At 42.1% G+C, this 22,788-nt stretch carries 15 protein-coding genes; 2 read left to right on the forward strand and 13 right to left on the reverse strand.

Annotation, left to right across the window (positions count from 1 at the left end; all coding sequences use genetic code 11):
• Nucleotides 1-3: 3 nt before the first annotated feature.
• The 11 genes from JMN32_RS05215 to JMN32_RS05265 form a co-directional block, all read right to left on the reverse strand.
• Entirely contained in the window at nucleotides 4-3,051 is a 3,048-nt protein-coding gene (locus JMN32_RS05215; protein WP_202855240.1) for a fibronectin type III domain-containing protein, read from the reverse strand.
• Nucleotides 3,052-3,067: 16 nt separating this feature from the next.
• Nucleotides 3,068-4,906 carry a TonB-dependent receptor gene (locus JMN32_RS05220; protein ID WP_202855241.1) on the reverse strand — a complete coding sequence of 613 codons (1,839 nt, stop codon included), beginning with the start codon at nucleotides 4,904-4,906 and terminating at the stop codon, nucleotides 3,068-3,070.
• On the reverse strand, nucleotides 4,903-9,012 hold the full coding sequence (locus JMN32_RS05225; protein WP_202855242.1) for a T9SS type A sorting domain-containing protein: 4,110 nt from the start codon (nucleotides 9,010-9,012) through the stop codon (nucleotides 4,903-4,905). Before JMN32_RS05225 ends, JMN32_RS05220 begins: the two co-directional genes overlap by 4 nt.
• A gap of 2 nt (nucleotides 9,013-9,014) precedes the next feature.
• The gene (locus JMN32_RS05230; protein ID WP_202855243.1) at nucleotides 9,015-11,078 is read right to left on the reverse strand and encodes a hypothetical protein; all 2,064 of its coding nucleotides are present in this window, start codon (nucleotides 11,076-11,078) and stop codon (nucleotides 9,015-9,017) included.
• 70 nt (nucleotides 11,079-11,148) lie between these two features.
• The gene (locus tag JMN32_RS05235) at nucleotides 11,149-11,772 is read right to left on the reverse strand and encodes a hypothetical protein (RefSeq protein WP_202855244.1); all 624 of its coding nucleotides are present in this window, start codon (nucleotides 11,770-11,772) and stop codon (nucleotides 11,149-11,151) included.
• Between the two features lie 24 nt (nucleotides 11,773-11,796).
• The gene (locus tag JMN32_RS05240) at nucleotides 11,797-16,110 is read right to left on the reverse strand and encodes a hypothetical protein (protein WP_202855245.1); all 4,314 of its coding nucleotides are present in this window, start codon (nucleotides 16,108-16,110) and stop codon (nucleotides 11,797-11,799) included.
• 326 nt (nucleotides 16,111-16,436) lie between these two features.
• Complete coding sequence (locus JMN32_RS05245) at nucleotides 16,437-16,703, reverse strand: hypothetical protein (protein WP_202855246.1); 267 nt, start codon at nucleotides 16,701-16,703, stop codon at nucleotides 16,437-16,439.
• 15 nt (nucleotides 16,704-16,718) lie between these two features.
• On the reverse strand, nucleotides 16,719-16,952 hold the full coding sequence (locus JMN32_RS05250) for a hypothetical protein (protein ID WP_202855247.1): 234 nt from the start codon (nucleotides 16,950-16,952) through the stop codon (nucleotides 16,719-16,721).
• Nucleotides 16,953-16,961: 9 nt separating this feature from the next.
• Nucleotides 16,962-17,276 (reverse strand): hypothetical protein, encoded by a 315-nt coding sequence (locus JMN32_RS05255; protein ID WP_202855248.1) that lies wholly within the window; start codon nucleotides 17,274-17,276, stop codon nucleotides 16,962-16,964.
• Nucleotides 17,277-17,366: 90 nt separating this feature from the next.
• A complete protein-coding gene (locus JMN32_RS05260; RefSeq protein WP_202855249.1) occupies nucleotides 17,367-17,612 on the reverse strand; it encodes a hypothetical protein in 246 nt (81 codons plus the stop codon).
• A gap of 116 nt (nucleotides 17,613-17,728) precedes the next feature.
• Nucleotides 17,729-18,013: a hypothetical protein gene (locus JMN32_RS05265; protein WP_202855250.1), complete on the reverse strand. Its 285-nt coding sequence runs from the start codon at nucleotides 18,011-18,013 to the stop codon at nucleotides 17,729-17,731.
• Between the two features lie 219 nt (nucleotides 18,014-18,232).
• Between JMN32_RS05265 and JMN32_RS05270 the strand changes: the two genes are divergently transcribed.
• Nucleotides 18,233-18,724 carry a helix-turn-helix transcriptional regulator gene (locus JMN32_RS05270; protein ID WP_202855251.1) on the forward strand — a complete coding sequence of 164 codons (492 nt, stop codon included), beginning with the start codon at nucleotides 18,233-18,235 and terminating at the stop codon, nucleotides 18,722-18,724.
• A gap of 11 nt (nucleotides 18,725-18,735) precedes the next feature.
• Here the strand turns inward: JMN32_RS05270 and JMN32_RS05275 are convergent, their stop codons facing one another.
• Nucleotides 18,736-20,070 carry a tetratricopeptide repeat protein gene (locus tag JMN32_RS05275; RefSeq protein ID WP_202855252.1) on the reverse strand — a complete coding sequence of 445 codons (1,335 nt, stop codon included), beginning with the start codon at nucleotides 20,068-20,070 and terminating at the stop codon, nucleotides 18,736-18,738.
• A gap of 145 nt (nucleotides 20,071-20,215) precedes the next feature.
• Nucleotides 20,216-20,374: a hypothetical protein gene (locus tag JMN32_RS05280; protein ID WP_202855253.1), complete on the reverse strand. Its 159-nt coding sequence runs from the start codon at nucleotides 20,372-20,374 to the stop codon at nucleotides 20,216-20,218.
• A 786-nt stretch (nucleotides 20,375-21,160) separates the two neighbouring features.
• On the opposite strand from JMN32_RS05280, the gene JMN32_RS05285 reads away from it, so the two are divergent.
• Nucleotides 21,161-22,654, forward strand: a complete 1,494-nt coding sequence (locus JMN32_RS05285; protein WP_202855254.1) for an AAA family ATPase — start codon at nucleotides 21,161-21,163, stop codon at nucleotides 22,652-22,654.
• Nucleotides 22,655-22,788 lie beyond the last annotated feature (134 nt).

Raw genomic sequence — 22,788 nt, forward strand, 5'->3', positions numbered from 1 at the left:
ATTTTATTTAACCCCTCCCATTTGATAAATAAAGAACATATTTCTTCCTTTTGAAACATAGTCCATATAACTTTTTGTAGTTCCTTTCGGAATAGCCCTAGCACCTACTTCTTTAGAGGAGAATGGATGCTGCAATCCCAGGAGATGTCCAAACTCGTGTGCCGTTGATTCTCTTGCCACCGGCTCACTATTATTTACATTATATAAAGCTCCAAATGCCCCCCCTGTATAAGCCTGACCACCAACAATGCCACCATCTTCACCTTTTACTGGAATATCCGTAAGAAAAAAATAATGGGTGTTTTCAATGTCAAATTTACTTTTGTACTGTTCCTTCAAAGTCTCCAAGGCGGTTTCACTATTTAAATATTTACTATTCCGCTTTTTAAAGTCCTCAGTAATGTCTAAAGTATCTACCCCATGAAGGTGCCAATTTCTAAAGAATTGATTATGGGATTTTAAATTTGTGAAGTTAAGAAAATCATCAACGGACCAACTAGGACATCCATTTCCCCTGTTCACATATACAAACTTTACATCTTTTGTTGAAGCTATCTTGCCGTAAGATATGGCAATTTTTCCTAACAATTCTCCTTTATGATCGGTAGCCACAATATATTCATGCTTGTCTACTCTTCCGATTGTATTTGTATTGGGAATCTGAATAATTACAGGTATTCTTGGGTTAGACAGTCCTGCTAATTGATCATAGGGGATTGTAATCTCATCCTGAAAATCTAAGGTTATCTTTCCATTTGTTGACTTCAGTGTTACTTTAAAATCTCGGTCTTTTTTGGCTGCGTTCTCAAGTCCTTTGGCATAAAATTGAATAGTTGCTGTTTGGTTGGGTAAAAATGTCATCACAGGTACATAGTAGTCAGTTCCGTTAAAATTTAGCTTCTCATAATCTCCAGCATTCCGTAATTGAATATAGCCAGCACCATCAAAACCATAATCGCCATCAAAATTTCGATCATTCTCGAAAACAACAATAGGTTTCTTATAGATATTGAGGTTCATTCTTAAAACCTTTTCCGAACCATTAAATACCTCTATTTTGTAATTTCCTTTTTCACTCAAATCAACATTACAATTAGATTTACCCTTACAGGTTTCACTTCCTGCTATTTTCCATTGTAGTGTTTCAATATTTAATGTGTCAATGTCAGAGTATACGGCTAAGGGCAATTCACCTTTATGTCTTATCAGGACAAGCTCATCTCCGTTCTTATATTTAGTTGTGTCATTTGGTATCATTAAATAATAACCTTTGTCTTTGTTATCATCACTATTAACGATTATATCACTTACCTCATTGTCGCTTACTTCTCCATTCTCGTCAACATGCCAAACATCCCCACTGGCATCGACAAAGGTTGTACCTCCATCTTCATCCGGTTCAAATGTTTCAGTGTCTCCGTTTTCATCAACTACAACTATCAGACCACCATCATTTACATAGACACTGTCAATTTCACCATCATAATTGATATAGTCAGTATCGCCATTGGTGTTTGTACTGTCAGGTGTATTTGTGTGCCCGCCATCATTGGTTGTGCTGTCCTGATCGGCATGCTCTTCTCGCCACTGGCGTATATAATCGTCAATACTGGACTGCATACTATACAGAAATCCTTCGATCATCCTATAATTCTTGTTTATCTTGATGTTGGTAAACTCTACAGGAATACGATTACCTAAAAAATTGATCTTTACAGTACCCCAACCGCTATACACGCCATTGGAACCTGTGAAACTCACAAGTGTCAGATCAACATTACCAGCGGCAATTACATCCCCGACACTAGCACTAGGCAAAGGGTCAAACTCTTCAATAGGTACAATTGGCGCAACATCGCCACAGGCCAGTACTTGTTCTTCCTGGGTGGTAAAATAAACGCTTTCGCTCCAACTACTTACTAGTCCATCCCTTCGGCTACCTACCCGCACTTCATACTCATTGCCGGGGGCAAGCCCTGATATGTTCAGCTCTCCATCGATGGGGCCGCCCGCTTGTTCAGGTTCATTGATACCGTACCAGGTAGTGCCATCGGCTACCCTGTATTCTACACGGTAGTCTTCCACCTCCGGATTTAAGTCCCAATATGCCCTGCCTTGATAGCTGGTAATGGCCTCAGCCCTTACACCCATTGGAGAGGGCAGCGCTGTTTCTGCTACCCTGAATGTACAAACAGGGCTAAACCCCTGTTCCCTGAACCTTTCTTTTCCGTTTATGTCTTTGGCCTGAATACGCCAGGCATAGGCCATGCCCGGGATCAATAGCGGTTCATCGTTATCATATACCAAACTGGTTTCGCTTGTTGAAAATTGATAAACAGGAGGCAGTGTACGCATAGCCTCGTAAGGATCTCGGCCCGTTGGCCTTATTTCCGTAAGGGTAAACTCATACTCCTGCTCCCCGTAAGTATTGGGCGAAACCCCAATAGGCGACCATTGAAAAACAATGTACTGTTGCCCATTGTCCAGGCTAATTTCCGCATCGCAAAACGGCAAGTTCAATCTTGGAGGTTCACTTAAGGCCATCCATGCTATTGCTTGTCCTGGTTGTGAGAGCTGACGGCCTGTTGTCACATCCAATACGGTAAAGCTGATCCTGTATAAGCCTTCCGGCAGCCTGCCTCCTTGCTGTTCATATTTACCACGGCTGATACCTCCAAAATTTAGGTTGGCTGCATCGAAGTAGCCAGCCAGATCAACGGAGGTTAATAACCGTGGAATCCCACTTTCAAGGGTTATGGCGGGGGCTTGGTACCAGGGAGCAGTTTCTAATGTTATGCCTGGCCCTTCAACTTTTAGCCTCAGCCTCACATCCAAAAACGGTTCCTGCAGGTCCCTTAATAATAGGTTTAGTTTTACCTGGTCTGCCTCCGGACGAAGCAAATCTGAGAAATACACACTGTATGGAGGCGATAACTGTAGCTGGGAGCTTATGGGGAACGTCTGCGCATTGGCGGGTATGCAAAATAGCATAGCAAATGCCTGGACTACTAGCGTGATAAGACTAAAATGTATAAGTTTTTTATTGATCATAATGGTTGATAATAGATTAGAACCTATAGCTGTAATTAAGTGTAATGGTCAGTTCTGAAAATTCAGAAGGGTTTGTAACTGTCGTTTCCCCTGACGTTAGCTTTTTCATGTAACTCAAGCCTATCGAAAGAGAATGCTCTCCAAGCCCCTTGTTTTTCTTAACAGGAGCTTTCTCTTCTTCCTTCTCTATGTCGGCAAATTCGGCAGGCATGTTTATGCCTGTAACCGTACTTGGTGGACCTTCCGGTTCTTGCTCAAGCTCCTTTTGTTTACCGCCAAGCATTTTTTGAGGTTTTAGACCAAAATTCAGGCGTAGGTTTAATATGCCAGATGTTGGCCTGCCCGTGGTTTCCTGTTTCAGATAGGTGCCGGAAAAGGTGCTGCGTATATTTTTGTTCATCAGGGGTTTGCTCAATGTCAGGTTAGGCCCGTAAGATCGTGACTCTGATGTACCGAATACGCTTTTGTTCCCGTTCAATGCTGCGCTGGCACTGGTTCCACCTGTGAGACTAAAGCGATAGGCCAAATTTCCACTAAAGAAAGTTGACTGCGCATCTTCTGCTCCTGTGGCTTCTTCGTTCGTAATCTGATATGAACCATTCAAGGAAATGCTTTTACGCACTTCTCTGCTTCCAAAGGAATACATGGTTGAAAGTGTTGCACTCTGGTTGACCTGATAGAAATTAAGTGTGTCAAGTTCATCCCGGAATGTCGGGTCTGCCTGCGCTCTAACGTTAGTGTAGGTGTTGAAGTTGGAATAGCTGGTAGCGAAATTCCATTGTTGAGACGGGCTATAGTTAACATTGACTGAGCCTACAACCCTGCGGGTGGCACTGGCCTCAGTGTCTTCAAGGTTATTTCTCTGAACCCCGGAAGATACGCCAATTGAGAGCTGGTTACGCAAAAGATTCAGGCTACCATTGAGGGTTATATTTTCCATGTCGTTGTTATTGTAGTAAGCGCCCAAAGTTTCATATCCGGGGTCTATCCGCTCATATTTCAAAAGCAGGCTGTAGATGTTGTGTGCATAGGCTATACCGAAATTATAAGCATCAAATACGCCCGATGTATTGATGTTTTCAGTTTCGGTACTATCAAGGGTTACGCCCCTTGTGTCCCTGTTGTAGTAGCTTTGGGCATATTCAAAATTAAGGCTTACCCGTTCCATAAGTTGCTTGCTTCCCGCTATGCTCCAAACCGTGTTGTCTTCGGGTGTAACCTCACTATCCTGCGGCACGAAATCAACGCTTTCAACATCGTCTTTTGCTGAAAAGACAGATACGTCCACGTTATAGCCCTCACCCCAGTAACTAGCCTTTGCCCCGTAACCCATTCTTTTATACACCGGGTCGGCATAATTTACACTATCCATTTGCGCGGCTCCGATTGCTTTATTGAGCCTGCCATACATGGCCTGTATGTTCCATTTACCCGGTGTCAGTTCAACACCACCACCAAGGAAGGTATGCCCTGACAAGCTATAGGTTGAAAAGTTCATATTACTATATCCTAAGTGAGCTTTTACCCATTTGTAACTTGGCGTTATTCCTATCTGATTGAAAGGCTGCGTATAATTCAACTGCCTGTTGGTGTAGCTGAATGTTAATGGTATAGCAAAATCATAGATGGAGATATTCAGGTTTCCATTGAGATACCATGTAAAGGGATCTCTGCGTTCTTCAATACCATCAGCATGGTAGCCAATTGCATTGTAGCCAAGCCCTCCCGTTACTTTGACTGGTTCTTTCTCAGTAAGATCGGTAAGATCCTGACCACTAATTTGATGGGCTGTTAACCACCAAAGGCCACAGGTCAGGAAAACACCTGCAATAAAGTGGTTCTTTAATACTTTCATTCTATTACCATCCTTATAGACATCTGGTCACTTCCTGTCACCAGTTTCATTACATATACACCTGCTATCTTACTTGTCAGATCAAAACTGATCTCAAAGCTTTCACTGGCTTCATAGCTATCCCTGAACTCTTCCATGCCTCCGGATGAGACAATGACCACACCTAAAGCATCTTTTTGATGAAGTTCAACAGACAGAGTGAACACTCCTTCAGAAGGGTTGGGATAGATTCTTACATCCTTAAAGCCTGTCTGCCCAAACAACATGTGATCAAGGCTGTCAGGCACATTTTCCGGCAGGTAAACGGTTACCGTTTTGGTAAGGCTATCAGTGCATTTTCCGTAATAGGCTGCAAACCTGATCGTATAAGTTCCTTCTTCATCAAAAAGCAGGGTTGGGATTGTGGCAGAAGGGTTAAGCACGGTTGCCCTCTGGTCAAAATACCAATTCAGGGAATCCGGTGTGGGGCTACTCGTCTCTACAAGTTGCAAAGTATCTCCAAGAACAATATCGGTAGCCGTGATAAACTTTGCATCGAACTTAATGTCATAGGCATCGACCGTTACGGTATCATGCATAACACATTCCCTGTAGTCCAATTCAACCGTGGAAATGTATTTTCCGGCCTTGTCTATGTATAGTGTAGGTTCCTGGTTCAATACAGTGCCGTTATTACTCCATTGGTATGTTGCACTACCATATCTCCACGAGGCATCCAGTAAGGCATTTTGGCCATAACAGAGGTTCAGATCCGGCCCCGCATTAATGTTAGGGGGCTGTGGGATATATACCGTGTCGGAAGCTATACAACCTTCGCTATCCCTGACATTCAAATAATAATCACCTGCTGTCAGCCCTGATAAGGTGGTATTCTCATTCTCCTTGTCGTGCGCCCATGCTATATTGTATGGGGCACTTCCTCCAAGCACTTCAACGCTGGCAGAACCATCGCTATAGTTGTAGCAGGTAACTGAATCCACCGACCAGTTAAAAGTGATGGGTGGGAAAAGGTTATTGATGGTTGTTGTTACGGTATCGTAGCAAATATTCTTGTCCCTGATAATTAAATCATAGGTGCCGGAAGTCAAATTATTGAATACAGGGTTTGTCCTGTAATACTGGTCATCAATGGCGAAAATATAAGGCCCTACACCGCCTGAACCTTCTACTTCAATGAAGCCTGTATTATCACCAAAGCATTTAACATGTTTAATATCCGTAACATCGATATTCAAGTTCTCCGGCTGTATCAATTCAAGTGCCTGGCTTTTTACACACCCGTTGTTATCCCGTACATGGAAGGTATGCTCACCTGCAGGCAGTCCAGTGATCGGGTTATCAATGCCAAAGGGTTCATCATTGACTGCATACTCATAACCTTTGGTTTGTGTGATCAGGCCACCTTTTACATTAAGTGTCACTTCTCCACTATACGTCCCGTAACAGCTAATGTCATATCCATTATATTTCTTGCTTTCAAGACTGATTAGTTCAAGTGCTTCATCAGCTTCGGCAAAGAACAGTTCGTCCGCCCACTCGGTCATACACCCCTCACGGTCTGTTGCCCTTATTCGGTAAGTGCCCTGGTCAAAGGAATCGGAAAGGTCAAAAGTTTGCCAGTTGGTGTCAGGGAGCTTCTGGTATTCATAAATATAGTTTCCCCATCCTCCGGTTACACCAGGTAATATGTGGCCGTTTTCTTCTTCCTTACATTCCAGCCCTGATAAAATCACTTCCTCAATGATCAGAGAATCGGGGTTGACAATCTCTACACTTGCCGATGCTTTTTCACATCCTTTACTGTCTATCACATACAGGCGGTAAACCCCATCAAACAGATTTTTTAATGTTAATCCGTCCTGTCTCTCCGCATCATTGAAGTCTATCCATGAACCGCCAGTTTCCGTTTGCCAGCGGTATGTGTAGTCTCCTATATTACCACCCCCGATAGCTGCCGTAATTCCTGCATCAAAGCTGTCGGTACACGTCATATCATCTTTTACAAGCTCTATAACTATCGGTTCAGGTTTTTCAATGGTTACCTGCTGCGATAAATTATAGGCATCAGGGCACCCATTATTATAAGTAATGGAAACGCTGTAATTCCCCTTGGGCAACGCACTCACTGTTGAGGTGTTTGAGGTAAAGGTTTCCCCTGTACCCATGTTTGTCATGGTGATGGTATAAGGAAAGGCTGCGTTTTGCACGTTAAAAGTTGCCTCTCCATCGTCCGGTGAGGCCTCGGGACAGGTAACAGGTGTTATTTGTTGAACTACAAGACTTAGGCGTGGTGGCTCGGGCAAGTCAACTGTACCTGTCACCAAAGAACATTTGCCTGCAACGTCCTGAACTTTCCAGCTATAGCTGCCATACAAAAGTTCATTAAATACCACCTGCTCACCGTCAGAATAGACATTGAACTGTTTCACTACATCGCCTCCTTTGGATAGGGTTACGCTATAGTCACCGTAACCACCTGTCGGGGTAATGATTATAATACCATCGCCCTGATCATGGCAAAGTGGTAACACTTGTTCAGCCGTTGCCGCAATTGGGTCAGCGGGTTGCTCCACCGCAATATCCGTGTATGAGTAGGACTTGCACCTGTCTTTGATCCACGCCACATAACTGCCGGGGGCAAGGTTGGTAAAGGTTGGGCTTTCCTGCCATTGGGTAGGCTCACCTAACACGTTTAGGCCGTATTCAATACTGTTTGGTTCCCCCCCGCTGCCTTGCACGGTAACGCTACCATCGTTGCTACCATAGCAGGTAAGTTTTGTTATTACAGGTTGGGTAATGCTCAGTTCGGGATCTTCTTCAATAGAAAAAGGGCCATATTCCCGGTAACAACCGCCATTAGTAGGGTTTCCTTCATCATTACTATTTTGCACATAAATATAGTATTCTGAACCTGCTGCGCCTGTAGCATAAACCCGGCCACCATTAGAAGAGCCTTCGCTTTGAAGCCCCACTGTTGGACAATTACCCTCTAATATTTGTTGCTGGGTGCAACTGGTCACTTTCTTCTGTAAATACCAATAGTATTGCCCGGTAGAGCCGCTAATATTAAAAGCAATAACACCGTCAGGCTCACCGAGACAGGCATTAGTTTGTGAAATTGAGCTGATTGCAGGGGCTGCTTTTGATATTTGATAAGCCTTGGAAACCTGTGAAATTGAAGTGGTTAAACCTGCTGTTGCCTCGACCTTGAAAGTAATATCTTTCCCATTGGCTACGCCATTTCTGATTTTTGAATAGTCCGCCGGAGCAAAGGTGTAGCTTTTTCCTGTTGCCCCGTAAGTAGTTGTCCCAAGTGATCGCCAGGCATCAATGTAACTAGGGTTATTGCAACAGTCAGGCAATGATATAGCCGTACATTTGCCATCATCCGCACAACCTACTTCTCCATTTGAGAGCGTGCAGAGATTGGTACAATATTGCGAAGGGTTGCAACCGTGACAAGGGGCCTGAATTTTATCTCCATCCACATGATATAGCCATTTCAGTTTGGTGTTTGACGAATAGGGAGAAATGTTTTTAATATCTGAATAGATCGTAATATTATCATTCAGGCATAAAAAATTCTCTCCAGGAACAGTTACTATATCGGGAACAGGTACGGTATAGTAAACATTTAATTTAATATAATAAGCATACCTGCTTTGTCCACTACGGTATAGGTATAGTGTTACCGTGTTATTGACTCCGGGTATAAGTTCCTCAAACTTAACAGGCAGGTTGTTGATAACCTGATAGCTATCATCTGCACTACTGGAATTACATGTAGAGCCTCCTTTTTCAGACCAGCCATGCGCTTTAAGTATTACAGGTGAGGTTGGATTATAAACAAAATTATAAAGCTCAAGTTCTCCACTAGAAACCTGATTGACCCAGGCACATGGATAAACACCATTATTAGAAATGGTGCCAAGATATTCGACTTTCAACCGCCATCCTTCTGTAGTATCGTCATGCTCATCAGGGTGCTTGTCCCCTCCAATAATCTTTATCTTTGCCGTGCTGATCGTCCCGGCAGTCTGAGCTACAGAACGGTACAAAGGCCAAAAAATAAAAAATAGACCTATTAATATCTTTAATGGTTTCATAACTAATTGGTTGTTGGTTTTATCCATGCACTTAGTGGTGACCTTTTATTACCCGAGTACGCTTGTATCCGGTATTTGTAGACCCTGCCGACCTTATAGTCATTTTCAATAAACTTGGTTTTGTCTGCGGGGAGCCTTCCCACCGTGCGCAGTGTACCTTCATCAAGAGACCTGTACAAAATATAGCCGTCAATGCCTTGAAGATCATATTTCCAGCTTAGGGTGAGCTTCCTTTTTTCCTGGTCAATGGTGTAGGTGATCTTCTTTACTTCCGGCAGTATTGAATTGTCAGGTACAACAATGTTGTACGCTGAGGTATCAGAATTTAAGCCCGCACCATCAAGGGCAATAAGTTTGTAGATGTATTGGGCACCTCCGGGCATATTTGAATCCTGATAAGTGACCTGATCGGGTTGAAGGTTTGCTATTAAAGTATTTATACCTTCATTCTCCCTATAAAGCCTGTAGCCTGCAAGATCTTCATCAGTTCCCGCTATCCAGTTGAGCATTACCTGACCGTTTTCGTATTTCGGTTTCCGTAGCACAGGGGCAGAAGGTGGAATGATATCGGGTTTTTTAAGAAGCACGGGAGCAGAAAAAGCAGAAGCGTTTGACATGTGGTCTACGGCCACAACCTGATAATAATAATCTTTAGTCAGGTTCTCTAGCTGGACATTTTCATTAAATTCATTGGCCTTAATAGTATTTCTATGGGCTTGCACATAGTCCTTATCCTGATGGTAAGACCTGAACACCTTATAACCGTGTAGGTCAGGCTCATTGTTTTCCGACCACATTAGGGTAACATTTCCCGTAGAATCAATTTTTCCTGTAATCCCGGTTGGTGGCAATGGTGGAATGGTATCCATTGATTGTACCAACATGGGCATGGATTCTACCACCTGCCCGTAGAGGGACTCTGCCCTTACTACATAATAGTTGGTGGACATAGGTCGGTTATCACTATAGCTTCTTGTAGAAGGGGGCAGTATTTTATCATGCACATTGACAAATGGCCCCTTTCCGGTCATGCCCCTTGCCACATAAAAGCCTTTGATTTCAGTTTGCAGGCCAGGAAAATACCAGTTGATATTGGCCCTGCCGGAAACATCAATTTCTCCTTTGCGGATACCGGGGATTGACCGTATTTTTTTATGGGCCTGACCTTGTACTACATTGGAGGGCGGCCCTTCTTTGCCAAATGCTGTTACTCCCTTTATCCTGTAGTAGTATGTCCTGTCATTGGCAAGGGAATCCATATAATAAATGTTGTAATCCTTTTTGCCACTAGTGTGGATAAGCTGTAGAAAGTTAAGCTCACTGGTCTTTTTGAATATCTTATTATCCGTGGACTTTTCTATGATATAGTAATTGTAGTCCATGCGGTTGAAAAAGCTGTTCCAATGAATGCGAACAGAACCATCCCCAAATTCTGCATAAAGACTGTCAGGTCTTGGCAGGGCATCAACTTTTGAAGGACTGGCTATAGCACTGCCCCTGAAAACGGGAAAGCCGGGCCTTTGGGAGGCAAGCTTGACCCGATAAACATATTCCGTGCCCGGCATAGCGGTTTTGTCTTCATAGTATAACCCCGAAGCTTTAGCGACCTCTAAGGACTGATCGGCACAGGCCAGTGCGAAACTAAAGCGGTTTTCCTGCTCGGTGTTCTGGTTAATTAAGGCCGCCTGTCCGCTGCTGCCTTCTTCCATTTGAAAGGATTCACCATATAGTGCCTGGGCAGTGATGGCTGCATAGCGGTTGTTTTTGACCAACGGTTCCCAAGCCGGAAGAGGAAGAGGTTTTAAGGGCTGACGGGTAAGTAAAATAGAATCCTTTAGCATGCGCTCACCCTCGGGATCAAAAGTATAACGTACAACATCATAGCCCAGCTCGTTGCCTATCCTCCATGCCATGTAAGTCGTGGGTGCCCAACGTAGTTTTACGCTATTTCCTGTTGCCCGCGACAATACTTTTATTTCACCACTATATTGGGTTTGAGCCAATACAAATGAAGCCGTAGCCGTAAGTATAAAGGTTATAAAAAGTGTCTTTTTTATGTCGTACATTGTTAATTATAATAAGTGGGTAGTTGAGGGCAGCAACAAAAATTGCCACCCTCATGGGGGGTGTTATGCTTTAGCCCCTGTATTTTATGAATTCAAAATCTGTCTCAAAGCTGCCAGTAGCTGTTTTTCCATCTGACAAGGGGATTTGAAAGCGTACTTTATAATGTTTGTCTGACCCTTCAATAGTTACTTCCCCACCTGCACCTATCAATTCAGTGATTTCTTCCTCGTAATCCTGCTCACCATTACCGTTACGGTCAAACCAGAGGACAAACCCTGTATAGACATTGAGGTTTACAATATCATCGTTACTGACAGCATTTTGATCTATAAAATCAAATTCCCCATCGCTGAAAGTCCCGGTTGAAGGGTAGTTAAGATCCACATAAACATTATAGGTGGCGTTTTCTGCAATGTAATAAGTTTCACCACCGTTGGTGACCAGTTTCAAGTCCCCATCAGTAAAGCAGAAACGGTTGCGATAATGGGTTTCGGTGCCTCTACCATCGGAACGGGCCGGATCATAAGGCCCATAGTCTTCTATATGCCCGGACTTGATCTGATACTCTTTACCATCATAAGTCAGCGTGTTGGTAACTGCAGGGCCATTATCATCATCTTCATCAGAACATGAGAACATCATGGCTCCGGCCAAAAGGAACATTGTAAGTTTGAAAAATCTACTTGTCATCATTTTAATTGTTGGTTTGGTTGACATTTATTTATTAAGGTTGATTGTAAGTACTCTCTCAGAAGTAAATGTATCGGTGCCCGGAAGCCTGTACCTGACGTTGAATCTCAGAGTTTCAAGGCTATACATATACTTGTAGGTGCCGATCAGGATAGACCTGACCCGCTGAGATGGATTGCTGTTGCCATCATATAAGTTGATCAGGGCGTTTTTTATATCGTAGTAATCGTAGTACCCATAAAAATCAAGGTCGTGCATGAAGTCGACAAGGCCCCCTTGTGATGGGTACGCTCCCATTTCTACCTGGCTTTCTTTTATTGCAGGGAAGAACTCCTGCTGAACAATGACGGGCTGATCTGGTGGTGCTCCGCCTTCCCGTGTTCCTCTTTCATCTACACTTCGCCATTCAATAACAGCTTGTGGATGCACCGGGTAGCCATTGTAAATGACGGGGTCTGCAAACCCTGTAAACCAGCTATTGTCATTCATCGGAGCAATAGAAACCACGGGCATAAACTTACTGGTACCACGTACTTCTGCTTTGTCAAAAAGCTCTGAAAGAGTTCCCCTTAGTCCGTACCGTTTGTATTGCTTCTCAAAAAGCAATTGGGAGAAGCTAAAGGATGGCATATCATCAATCTTGTCCAGGAACTTCTCATACTTGCTCGTTCTAAAGTAGTTCTCATACAGGTTAAAGCCCTGCCCAACCACAAGGTTGTTGAGCAATGCGGTTTGCTGTACGCTTACATTATTGTCTCCTTCATCCAATTGGCTCACGGATGTAATACTGATATTTGATTCTATATCAATGGCACTGTTTTTCGGCTCTCTGACCAACACCATTTTATAGGCTGTTTGTGTAGAGAGATCCGGCAGCACAAAAGATACCTTTTTGTTTGCCCTGCTATAGGATGCCGTGGTTTTAACAGGTACCTGTGAAGTGGCAACAAAGTGCATCTCATAGTTCATATCCGGGTCACTGAAAAGGTACTCCTGGTCGGTGTCCAGTAAGATGTAACCGCTTGTAGTCTCTTTCGTGTAGAAGTTGTATTGCCCCATGAAGGGGTAACCCGCCAAAACGTTGCTCTCTGGTATATAATCCGGGGCTTCTCCGGTAGTAAAGCTCAGGCTTTCTTCTTCGATCAGGTCTTTGCCGCCTTCGCTCATGTTTTTCCAAGTCCCTGATACTTTCTCCTGCCATACTACTTTGACCACTACATCAATCTTTGATTGCGGGGGTAGTATGCTTTCCGTTTTGTAGATCACACTGTTACGGGCTTCGTTCCATACCAGTTTACCTTCCAAATCCTGCCCGTTGTGGGTTACTGAAAATTCGGTCAGGTTGACACGATAGAATTTATAGTCATTGTCTTTGTTCAATATCTCCATTGGCCTGCCCTCAGGAACACTCAATGCTACCTGTGGTTTTGTGAACACATCAACATCCTTGTCTTGATTTAGAGGTTTAATTTGTCCTATGGCTTTTACTCCTGTCACTGCATTGGTTCCTGCTATTTCACATTTCTCTCCTAATTCAAATTTGAATTTACATTTACCCTTTACAAGCCCACCCAGGATATTGAACTCGCCTGTCACGGCACCCCTCATATATACGGGGTTAGGGAGTTCCGCTTGCAGTACAGAGGCAAAGGCCATATTGATTATCGGAAACTCACCCTCAATAAACTTTAAGTTCACTTTTACCCCAATCTCGGCCATGATATACGCCCATGCCTGACCGCTTGCATACCAGCCGTTAATGCCGGGCGTTTGTCCTGTATTGGAACAGGTAAAGCTGCTCAAATCCCTTAACATCAGGTCGAAGCCTAAACCTGCGCCTATCTCTCCGTAGAATATCAGGAAATTGATCCTGCCTGTATTTAATTCTAAGGAAGTACCAAAGGCCATGCCCCTCGCATTAGCAAGCATTCCTTCATCCCTTGACATGTTCATTTCACCCGCGAGCTTGCTTACCTGTGGTGGGAGATCGGGCATATCGGGGATGCGGTGCCCGGCCATGAAGTAGCTTTGGGCTACGACTGTAGGCCTATTTCCAAGCGCCACAAAAGCAAGCCCTATTTTCTTATCTGGCCGCCCGATATGGATAAACCAGTCGTCCGGACTAAAGTAAAGTTCTGCCCATCCCGCCAAATCATTCGGTCCCGTGCCTTTTAGCATATTGTAAACATTAATGTAGGTTTCGAGGGTGGCGTGGAATATCTTGTTTTCAAAGTCAAACCGCATCATAAGTTCAGCATAGAGCTTGACATCAGAATTGCTCCTGTCTTCTAAGGGAGTCATAAAGTAGGCATCACCCGTAAACTGGATATACTTTACACCTCCGTGGCTACCAAAGGCAATTTCAAACCAAGAGGTGCCATTAAACACATATGGATCGGGGGTCATGCCAATCGTTACACCAGCTTTGAAACCTAAACCTACATCAGCATCAGGGACGTAGGCGATCTCTGGCGTTGTACCATCGGGATTTAAAGGCCCCTGCTTCATGTGATAAAACAGCCCGCCTCCAAGCCTGTAGATAGCAAAGTTGGATGAGCCTAAAGGAATATTGACATCGGACATTGCCGTCACATACCAATAGCGGTACTCGGGCAGCTTGCCAAAAGTGCCTACGGCATTGACCTGAAAGCCTACTATTTCGGCATCCAGCTTTCCGTTGAAACCATTGCCGTACACAGGATCGCTATCAAAGAACTTCACCTCTCCGTTAAGGGTATAGGCTTCTGTTTTTACATCCACCATTATATCATGGACCCTTACTCTCTTAAATTCAAACTCGTGCCGTGTGGTGGTATATTCCCCTTCGGTGGTGGTGGTTTCTTTGAACTTGCCCTCCAAACCTACGGTCGTCTCCCCTGAAAAACCGCCAGAGCCGTCCATCAGGGTCAGCTTGGCATGGATAATAAGCGCTAAATCTTCCAATTTGTGATGCAGTCCTATGCTGTCTATTTGGAGGGGAAAGCCTGCCGTCATAGATTCGGTTTTTACTCCCCATTGCCCGCCCCGAACTACGGGGGCTTTGCTGGACAGTACCAAATTTTTGAAGTGCAAGCCCTTGGCGGTTATTTCGGACCCTCCGTTGATATCGGCTACCCCGTGTAACTTTGCATTGGCTACAAATCGCCCGCTATCACGCTCTAATGTTATTACACTGTTTTCATCCAGTACAATATCCGCTAGTAATAGGTCTGAATGCAGGGTTTCCTTTGTCTGTACTAATACCTGATAGTCCAGGTCGCCACCATTCCAGTAAATGCCTGCTGCATATTTTGTCGGCTCATCAAAGAGCGGCAACTTCAAATCTCCATTGAACTCGCTGCCAATAAGCTGGTTTTTCAACATGATCACGTAAAACTTCTCTATGCTGAAAGGCCAGTTTGCCAGTGCGCCTTTGTCCAGGCTTACAAGTCCCTGCGCTGTAAATGCGCCCGTAAACCCATTACGGTCAATGAGCATGTTCCTTGCCTCTACAGAAATCCTTTTGCCGCTGACGTTTAGCTCTGGGGGTAGCTCTACTTTAAGCTCACCGAAGTGTATCCCCGTCCAGAACTCGGGGTAGGTGCCAAACTCAGCCTCGTATTCTTCCGGTAGTTTAAAGCCTTGTGCATTGCGATCGTCGCTAAAATCAAGGGTAACTGCCCTTGCAGTAAACCGGAAGCCGGGGAGCTGTCGCACTTCAAATGCAGGCAGGTTGATTTGAGTGATAATTGAACCGGGATCAGTGGCCTGAACCCTGAAATCGGCTACAACGGGCTTGCCGGGGATATCGGCATTCGCTGCCGTTTCCTGTGATACAGTAACATTGCCATTCAGGGAGAGGTTTTTAAAGCCGTTACAATCCCATTCAATGTAATTTTGCCCTGTTTCCGATAGTAGGTTAATGGTAATATGTTGACCAATCGGTAACGCTTCATCGGTGAGCATGACAAGCCGTGTGCCTGTTGAAGCTGCAATACCTCCTTTGTGTATTTTAAGCTTTAAGGCGGCAAAGGCCACACGCCTGTCGATAAGGGGAAAGTACAGGGATACATAAGCATTGACATAGGTGGCCTCAGTTGTCACGACCAGGTTATCAAACAAGATATACTGGAGGCGGCCATTAATTTCTTTTACAACACCCAGGGGCAAATGAGCAAGGTCATCATCAGTCATTTGGCTGACTATGCGATTTTGCTCTATGACATAGTCCTGCAAGGCATGGACTTTTAAGGCCAGTTGCGCGGTGTCAGCCGTAACGCTGTCTGCTATGAATACATCGGCTGAGACATCGAGGCTAATGACGATTAATATTAAAACAAATATATACCTGAATAACGTCATGGTTATTTTTTTTATGCGTTGATTTTGGACAAATGGGTCCTGTTAAGCTTGTAAAGGGCTTATCAACTTTACTTAAATACTATATGGGGATTACTAATGGGGCTTTGATCGTAGAGCCTGCCTTAAATCAGGTGATCATATACTGTTCAAGTTTTGCGTGACTCTATAAATCTTTCAAAGCTATTATTATTATCCTATAATAAAAAAGCAACTTAATACCATTACTTACATGCTGGTTTGGCTTACTCACAACCTTTTAAAAGTTATTTAATAGTTGTTTGTCAGGCTGTTTGCCTGTTGCAGTGGTGGCAATCAGTGCAATTGTCTTACATTCTTGAATGGCCGTCCTTACCCTTTTTGTCTTTTCTGCTGTTTGCTGCTCGTTCAAAATGGACTGCATTCCTTCGCTCTATTTCATGACGGATCGACATATACCGCAGGCTATCTTCAAGAAGCCTGATCTTTTCGTTCAACGATATTTTTATCTTCTCTGCTTTTATCTTGTTTCCCCTGGCATTTTGGCCCTCATAAACGGCAAAGGCCATACTCAGGGCAAACAATACGATTAAAGGTACTATTACTCTTTTTTTCATAGACTTAGTTATTTGTTAAGACTTCCACAAGGGTAGCCTGTTGATGATTTCTTTATACGCATACAATACTCGCTTATATTCTTCTGTACCCATAGGGACCTCTGGCACAAAATCATGACTTAAGTGAGAGAGCCAGTTTAATGCACTATCTTGGCGGACAAGCCGTTGCTCAATATTTAACTCAGCAACATTTGCCCCTTGCAGGATGTAATAGAAGTTGTGGTTATAGTATATTTTAATTTTGCTCATCTACAGCATTTAGTTAACAGGGCAGTTCACTGGGTCTTTGATCAGGATCACCTGCAGCACTCTCCGAAGACGTTTTAGTTGCTCTACCTGCCCCTTCAGGCTGTAATGCATAAATTCAAAGCTTCTTTCATAATCCTCCAGGATGTTGGCCTTTTCCATAATCTCATAAAGCCCTTTTTCATAAATGAAGTGAGCAAATTCCATGTTGGTCCCTTCATACAACTTTGCCAGTTGGGTACTGTCTCGGATCAGATCGTTAACAGCCCCTAGGAGTTGTCCGTAGCGTTCTACCGATGCTTCCCAATTGGTGCTTTTTCTTTCCATTGTTTTTTTCTTTAAGGGGGCTCCCGGGGAGAGACACTTGCAACTCCCCCCGGATAGCCGTTAACTCAAACACGTCAGACAAGAGTGTTTCTAAGCATTGTTCTTTTTCACGAATGACATCACTATTTCACCCTCGGTTGTATATCTGTAAGCGGTTAGGTTCCTGTCATACACAATCGGGGCATTGAAGTCTTCTTTCATGATCCTAAGCATGTTAAATATGCTTCTTGGTGATACTCCCAGTCTTTTTGCCAGGTCTTTCGCATTACCCGAACAGCCTTTCCTAATAAGCGCGTCCGTGCGCTCTATTCGTTCTAAAAGTTTTATTTCCTTCATTTTTAATTGTTTGGGTAAATGACTTTCTAAACCATTTTAAGGTATGGGAGGTGTTATTGCCCACACCTCCCGTTTCACCCGTCAACCTAAACCAAATCAATCGGGTTATTTTACCCTTATACAAGTGGCATTCGTTCAGTCATTAACTTTCTTTTAAACTGATAATTGATCTTTTCTCTTTTTAAAAGCTTGGTTTCCGCTTCCATGTCTGCCAAAAGCCCCTGAAACCTTGCTCCATAGGTAGACAGGTTGCCATTCAACTCTTCTTTTAGGTCGGATTCTGCCAGCTTGCTAATGAATTCGATGTTGGCTTCAAATAGCTCCTGCGTAATGACTTCCATTTTCATGGCTAGCATATCCATGCTATGAATTACAGTCTGATAATCTTTTACAGTAGACATATGCTTTGATTTAATTCATTACTGTTCAGCGGGGCGAGCTGCTTCAAATTCCTTCACATAAACTCCTTCTTACCCTTTGTACAGATAATGCCTTTCCAAATGGATTTTGAACATGGCAATTCTGTACCTTTTACATATATTTGATTTTGCGCTATATAATAAACACACCTGATCAGGTGGTGTGCGCTTATTTAGCTCATGTTTTAAAATTATAAATTTGTGTTTAATAAAGCAACAATTCAGGAGAAAGTTTGTCATTTCCGTACTGTGAAAGGCTACTCGCAAGTGGAACTAGGGTTGAAAATTGAGGAAATCACTGGGCAACCCTATGATAGGCATGCGATTTCAGCCTATGAAACCGGCCGTAGAAGGATACCTGCTTATTTGGTGCCTGTGCTGGCAGAAATATTTGAGATTACAACGGATGAACTCTTCTACTCTAAGGAAGAGATCCGGAAATTTGATCAGATTGATCAACTAAGTGCTCAAATGGTTGACTATCGAGAGTTATCTAACACCAACCCGGAAGAAGCTGCGAAAGCGGCACTTGATTTATTAAAGGAGGCAAGAAAAGAAATTCAGACTTTAAAAAGCCAGTTAGCGGTAAGTAAAAATGAAGTATCAGAGGCCCATAAGAAAATATCTGTTATGAAGGATGTGATTAAGAAATGGAAAAAGCACGTAAAACAGTTTATGAATTATAACCCTTAATAATTCAATAACTATTCCGTATCCTCTATGTTAAGTTCAGCGCTAACATCTTCTAAATCCTGGTAAAAGCCTGCCATTCCGACTTGTAGCCTCTCTTTTTCTTTCTTCTCTTTCCTTAGCCTTTTTCTGTAAAAAAACACGCTAAGAACTATAGCCAGTAAGCACGCCCCTATGAGTTCTAAATATTTCGTTTGGCTGGCACTAAACTTTTCGTCCTTTTCTTTTAACGCCTGTTTTCTTTCCTGATTGACCTCTGCCGCTCTAATAGAAGCTTGTCGGTAAAGGGTTTCCAGGTTGTTGCGCTGCTCTTCCTGCTGTTGACTTCTTTGATTATATACTTTCAGATATTCTCCCTGACGAGACAATTGATCATAATTTAGGTTTTGTACCACACTATATAAAGTACTTAAACCGTTAAGCGCGATACCCAACTCCTTTGAGGAAAGGTCTGCCTTGGAGAGTTGCACTACTTCATCATACAGCACTAAGGCTTTTTCATTATTACCTTTTAGTGCTTCCAATTCCGCACTATAATTAAGATTTGGTCTTAGATCTGCCCCTTCAATTTTATTTTTGAGCGCGATTGCCTGAGACAGCCATTTTTCTGCTTCCGCTATATTTCCTTCTTTAATATAGGTTTCAGCAATGTTTCCATATATGTATGAGGTTTGAAGTTCACTTGCCGAATATTCAAGTGCCCTGTTATAATATTGTCTTGCCTCATTAAACTCCTGTTGCTTAAAATGTAATTTACCATACAAATTTAAAAACTCACCAATGTGGGTATTGTTGCCCAAACCTTTTGCCAAGTCTATCCCTTGCTTAAGATATAATTCAGCCTTGTAAAAACGGTTTCCATCAATATGTATAAGCGAGATATTTTGATACACCCAGGATAGCTTTTCTTTACGTTCAGCTTTTAAGAAAGCTTGTTCCGCCTTTTCAAAATGTGATAATGCTTTCTCATAAAAAGCTGCTTGATAGTAGATGCTTCCTAAATTCAAATAAACCAACCCTTGATGATAGGAGTCATTATTTTTTCCATAAAGCTCCAAAGCTTCGCTGTATGAATTGGTAGCTGTCTCGTAGTCGCCTGTATTTCTTTTCAATACAGCATTGTAAGTATAATATTTGGCCAAAAATTCGTTGTTTCCTAGTTTTTGAGCCTGCACTTTAAGTTTTTCAAGTAATGGATAAGCAAACTCAGGTTCACTTTTGTGCTTCAGAAATTCGGTGTGGGTAAGCTCTAAATCTTCAGTCTCCTTATTTTTAACCTCAATTATTTCATCGGGACTGCAAGCAAGAAAGGTTGATACAAGTGACAGGCAAAAGATTAGCTTCCACATGGATAAAGAATGTTTTAGGTTGATGCGTAAATATGGGTCGACAAATATGTCTATAATATTATGCAATCAATATTTATATATTTCCAAAACCTTACTTATATAAGGAAACTAATCTTTTTCTCATAGTAAGTGATATTGAGTTTTCTCAATCATTAAAATCATCAATGCCAGCTTCTTTAGGTTGATCACCTTCCGTTTTTAGTACATGATCATTAGCTGGGGAAACTTCCTCTTCCTGACATGAGGTGAAAGTCAGCCCAAATGTGGCAATAAATGCAATAGCGGCAATTTTTCTAATTTTCATTGTTTTTGAATTTAAATGGTTTAGTTAATTTTTGGTCATCAGGCAATTGAATAAGACCGTCACAAACTTAATTGTTTCATATACCATCCTCTAATGGTATTTTAAGGCAATGTTACGCTGGTAATGAATAGGTTATACTTGTATGGCTTTGAACAACAAACTAATTCGCAACCAATGGCAAGTAAAAGTGTTTTGTATAAAGCAGATATGCTTTACTGTACAGTAATAAGGCAATTGATATAAAATACTCTATCGAAGTGTCATTTTGATCCAATTGCTTACACAGAAATTTTGATAATTATCGATTACCAAAATGATTTGGCATGCATAAAACCGTATAGACCATTTCAGGGACGGTTTATATTTGACATTTATTGGATGATAAAATGGTTTAAAGAATTTCAAGCATATGACCTCTTTTGTGGGTTATCAAAATGACCATAAATTCACCTCTCTATACTAAAATATTCCTGTGATGTTTGGTTAAAAATACCCAAGGTTGGGTATTGACAACAAGATCATAGCTGGATTATCTTTAAAAATTCTTTGCAAATGGAACCTTTAGGTTTGGAAAGTGTAAGGCTGCATAGGGAAAGTTTTAGATGGAGTTGCCGGTAAAAGTTATTATATAGGAGTGGTTGGGTTGCTACACCCGATTGTAGTCATTTGTAAACATTTAAAAATGGATAAACACTGTTTATCTGGTAATTATAATTAAACAGCTATATAGCAGGTAAAGTGCATGCACTTTATCCGTACGTTGGGCTGCATTAGAGAAAACTAAAAATGGAATATCAAAGCGAAATAAGAGACAGTCAAATAAATCAGCTTTTTGAAAAAGTCGAAAGGAAAAATTATGGTAAATACTTGTCAAAAGTAAGACTGAATCCAATTCGAGGCTTTGACGATGAGACAGTAACATTTGATTTTCCAGTTACGGCGATAATTGGGCCCAATGGTGGTGGTAAAACGAGTGTCTTAGGAGCAGCTGGTTGTGCTTACATAGCTGTTAAACCTAGTAGATTTTTCTCGAAAAGTGGGAGGTTTGATGACAGTATGGCCAATTGGAAAATTCAATATGATCTAATAGATAAGGGCGTCAACACAAGGGACAACATTTCTCGAACAACGAAATTCACTAACTTCAAGTGGACGAGAGAACATAATTCAAGAAGCGTTGCAGTTTTTGGAGTTTCCAGAACGGTACCAATTAGTGAAAAAACAGAATTTAGAAAGTGCGCTTCGGGGAAATTCAATGTGCCTGAAGAACGTGTTCATAATTTAGATGTTGCAGTAAAAGATGCAGCTCAAAAAATTCTCGGTAAAGACTTATCTGACTATTCTCGAATTTCAGTTGATAAATCCGGAAAGATCACTCTATTAACAGGAACAACTAATACAGGAACACAATTTTCAGAATTTCACTTTGGTGCGGGTGAGTCCAGCATCATTAAGATGATTTTAAAAATTGAAGCACTACCTGTTAATTCATTAATCCTAATCGAAGAGATTGAAAATGGGCTTCACCCAATCGCAACTATTAGAATGGTTGAATACTTGATTGATGTTGCAATTAGAAAAAATGCTCAAGCCATTTTTACTACACACAGTAACGATGCAATATTACCACTTCCTCCACGCGGTATTTGGTCAGCAACGAATAACAAATTTTTCCAAGGGAAATTAGATGTAAGATCATTGCGAGCTATAACTGGACAAGTTCAGGCTAAACTGGCAATTTTTGTTGAGGACTCTTTTGCGAAGTTATGGGTAGAGTCATGTCTAGCGAATGACACCACGATCGTACATGATGAAATTCAAGTTCATCAAATGGAAGGTGATGGTATTGCAGTTAATGTTAACAAATACCATAACCTCAATCCATCAACAGAACATCTATCAATTTGTATTATTGATGGAGATTCCCTACAAAATGAGTCAGAAGACGATAAAGTCTATCGTTTGCCAGGTGAATCACCAGAATCTTATATTTATGATTTAGTCCTCGATAAAATAAATTCTGAAACTGAGTCTGTAATTGGCGAATTAACAGTGGCTTTACATAAACCTTACGAAAGTCAAGATCAAGTAAAAGAGATTATTAATGAGATCCGGAATACCAATAGGGATTCTCATTTACTCTTTTCACAAGTAGGAAAACGTCTTGGGTTCATAGCAGAGATCGTTGTTAAGAGCGCATTTTTGAACATTTGGATTAGAAGCTATCCAGATGAAGTAAATCGGGTAAATGAGATAGTGAAAAAAAATATAATTGAGTAATAAATACGACAGCCCAGTCGAGTAAGCCAGGGGAGTTTCACCCCTAACTTTTCACAGAACCGTACGTGAACCTCTCGATTCATACGGCTCTTATTATTCAATCGTTATTGGTATGAATTCGATCACACCAATTT

It is taken from the genome of Fulvivirga marina (assembly GCF_016775155.1).
In the GTDB taxonomy this organism is placed as follows: Bacteria; Bacteroidota; Bacteroidia; order Cytophagales; family Cyclobacteriaceae; genus Fulvivirga; species Fulvivirga marina.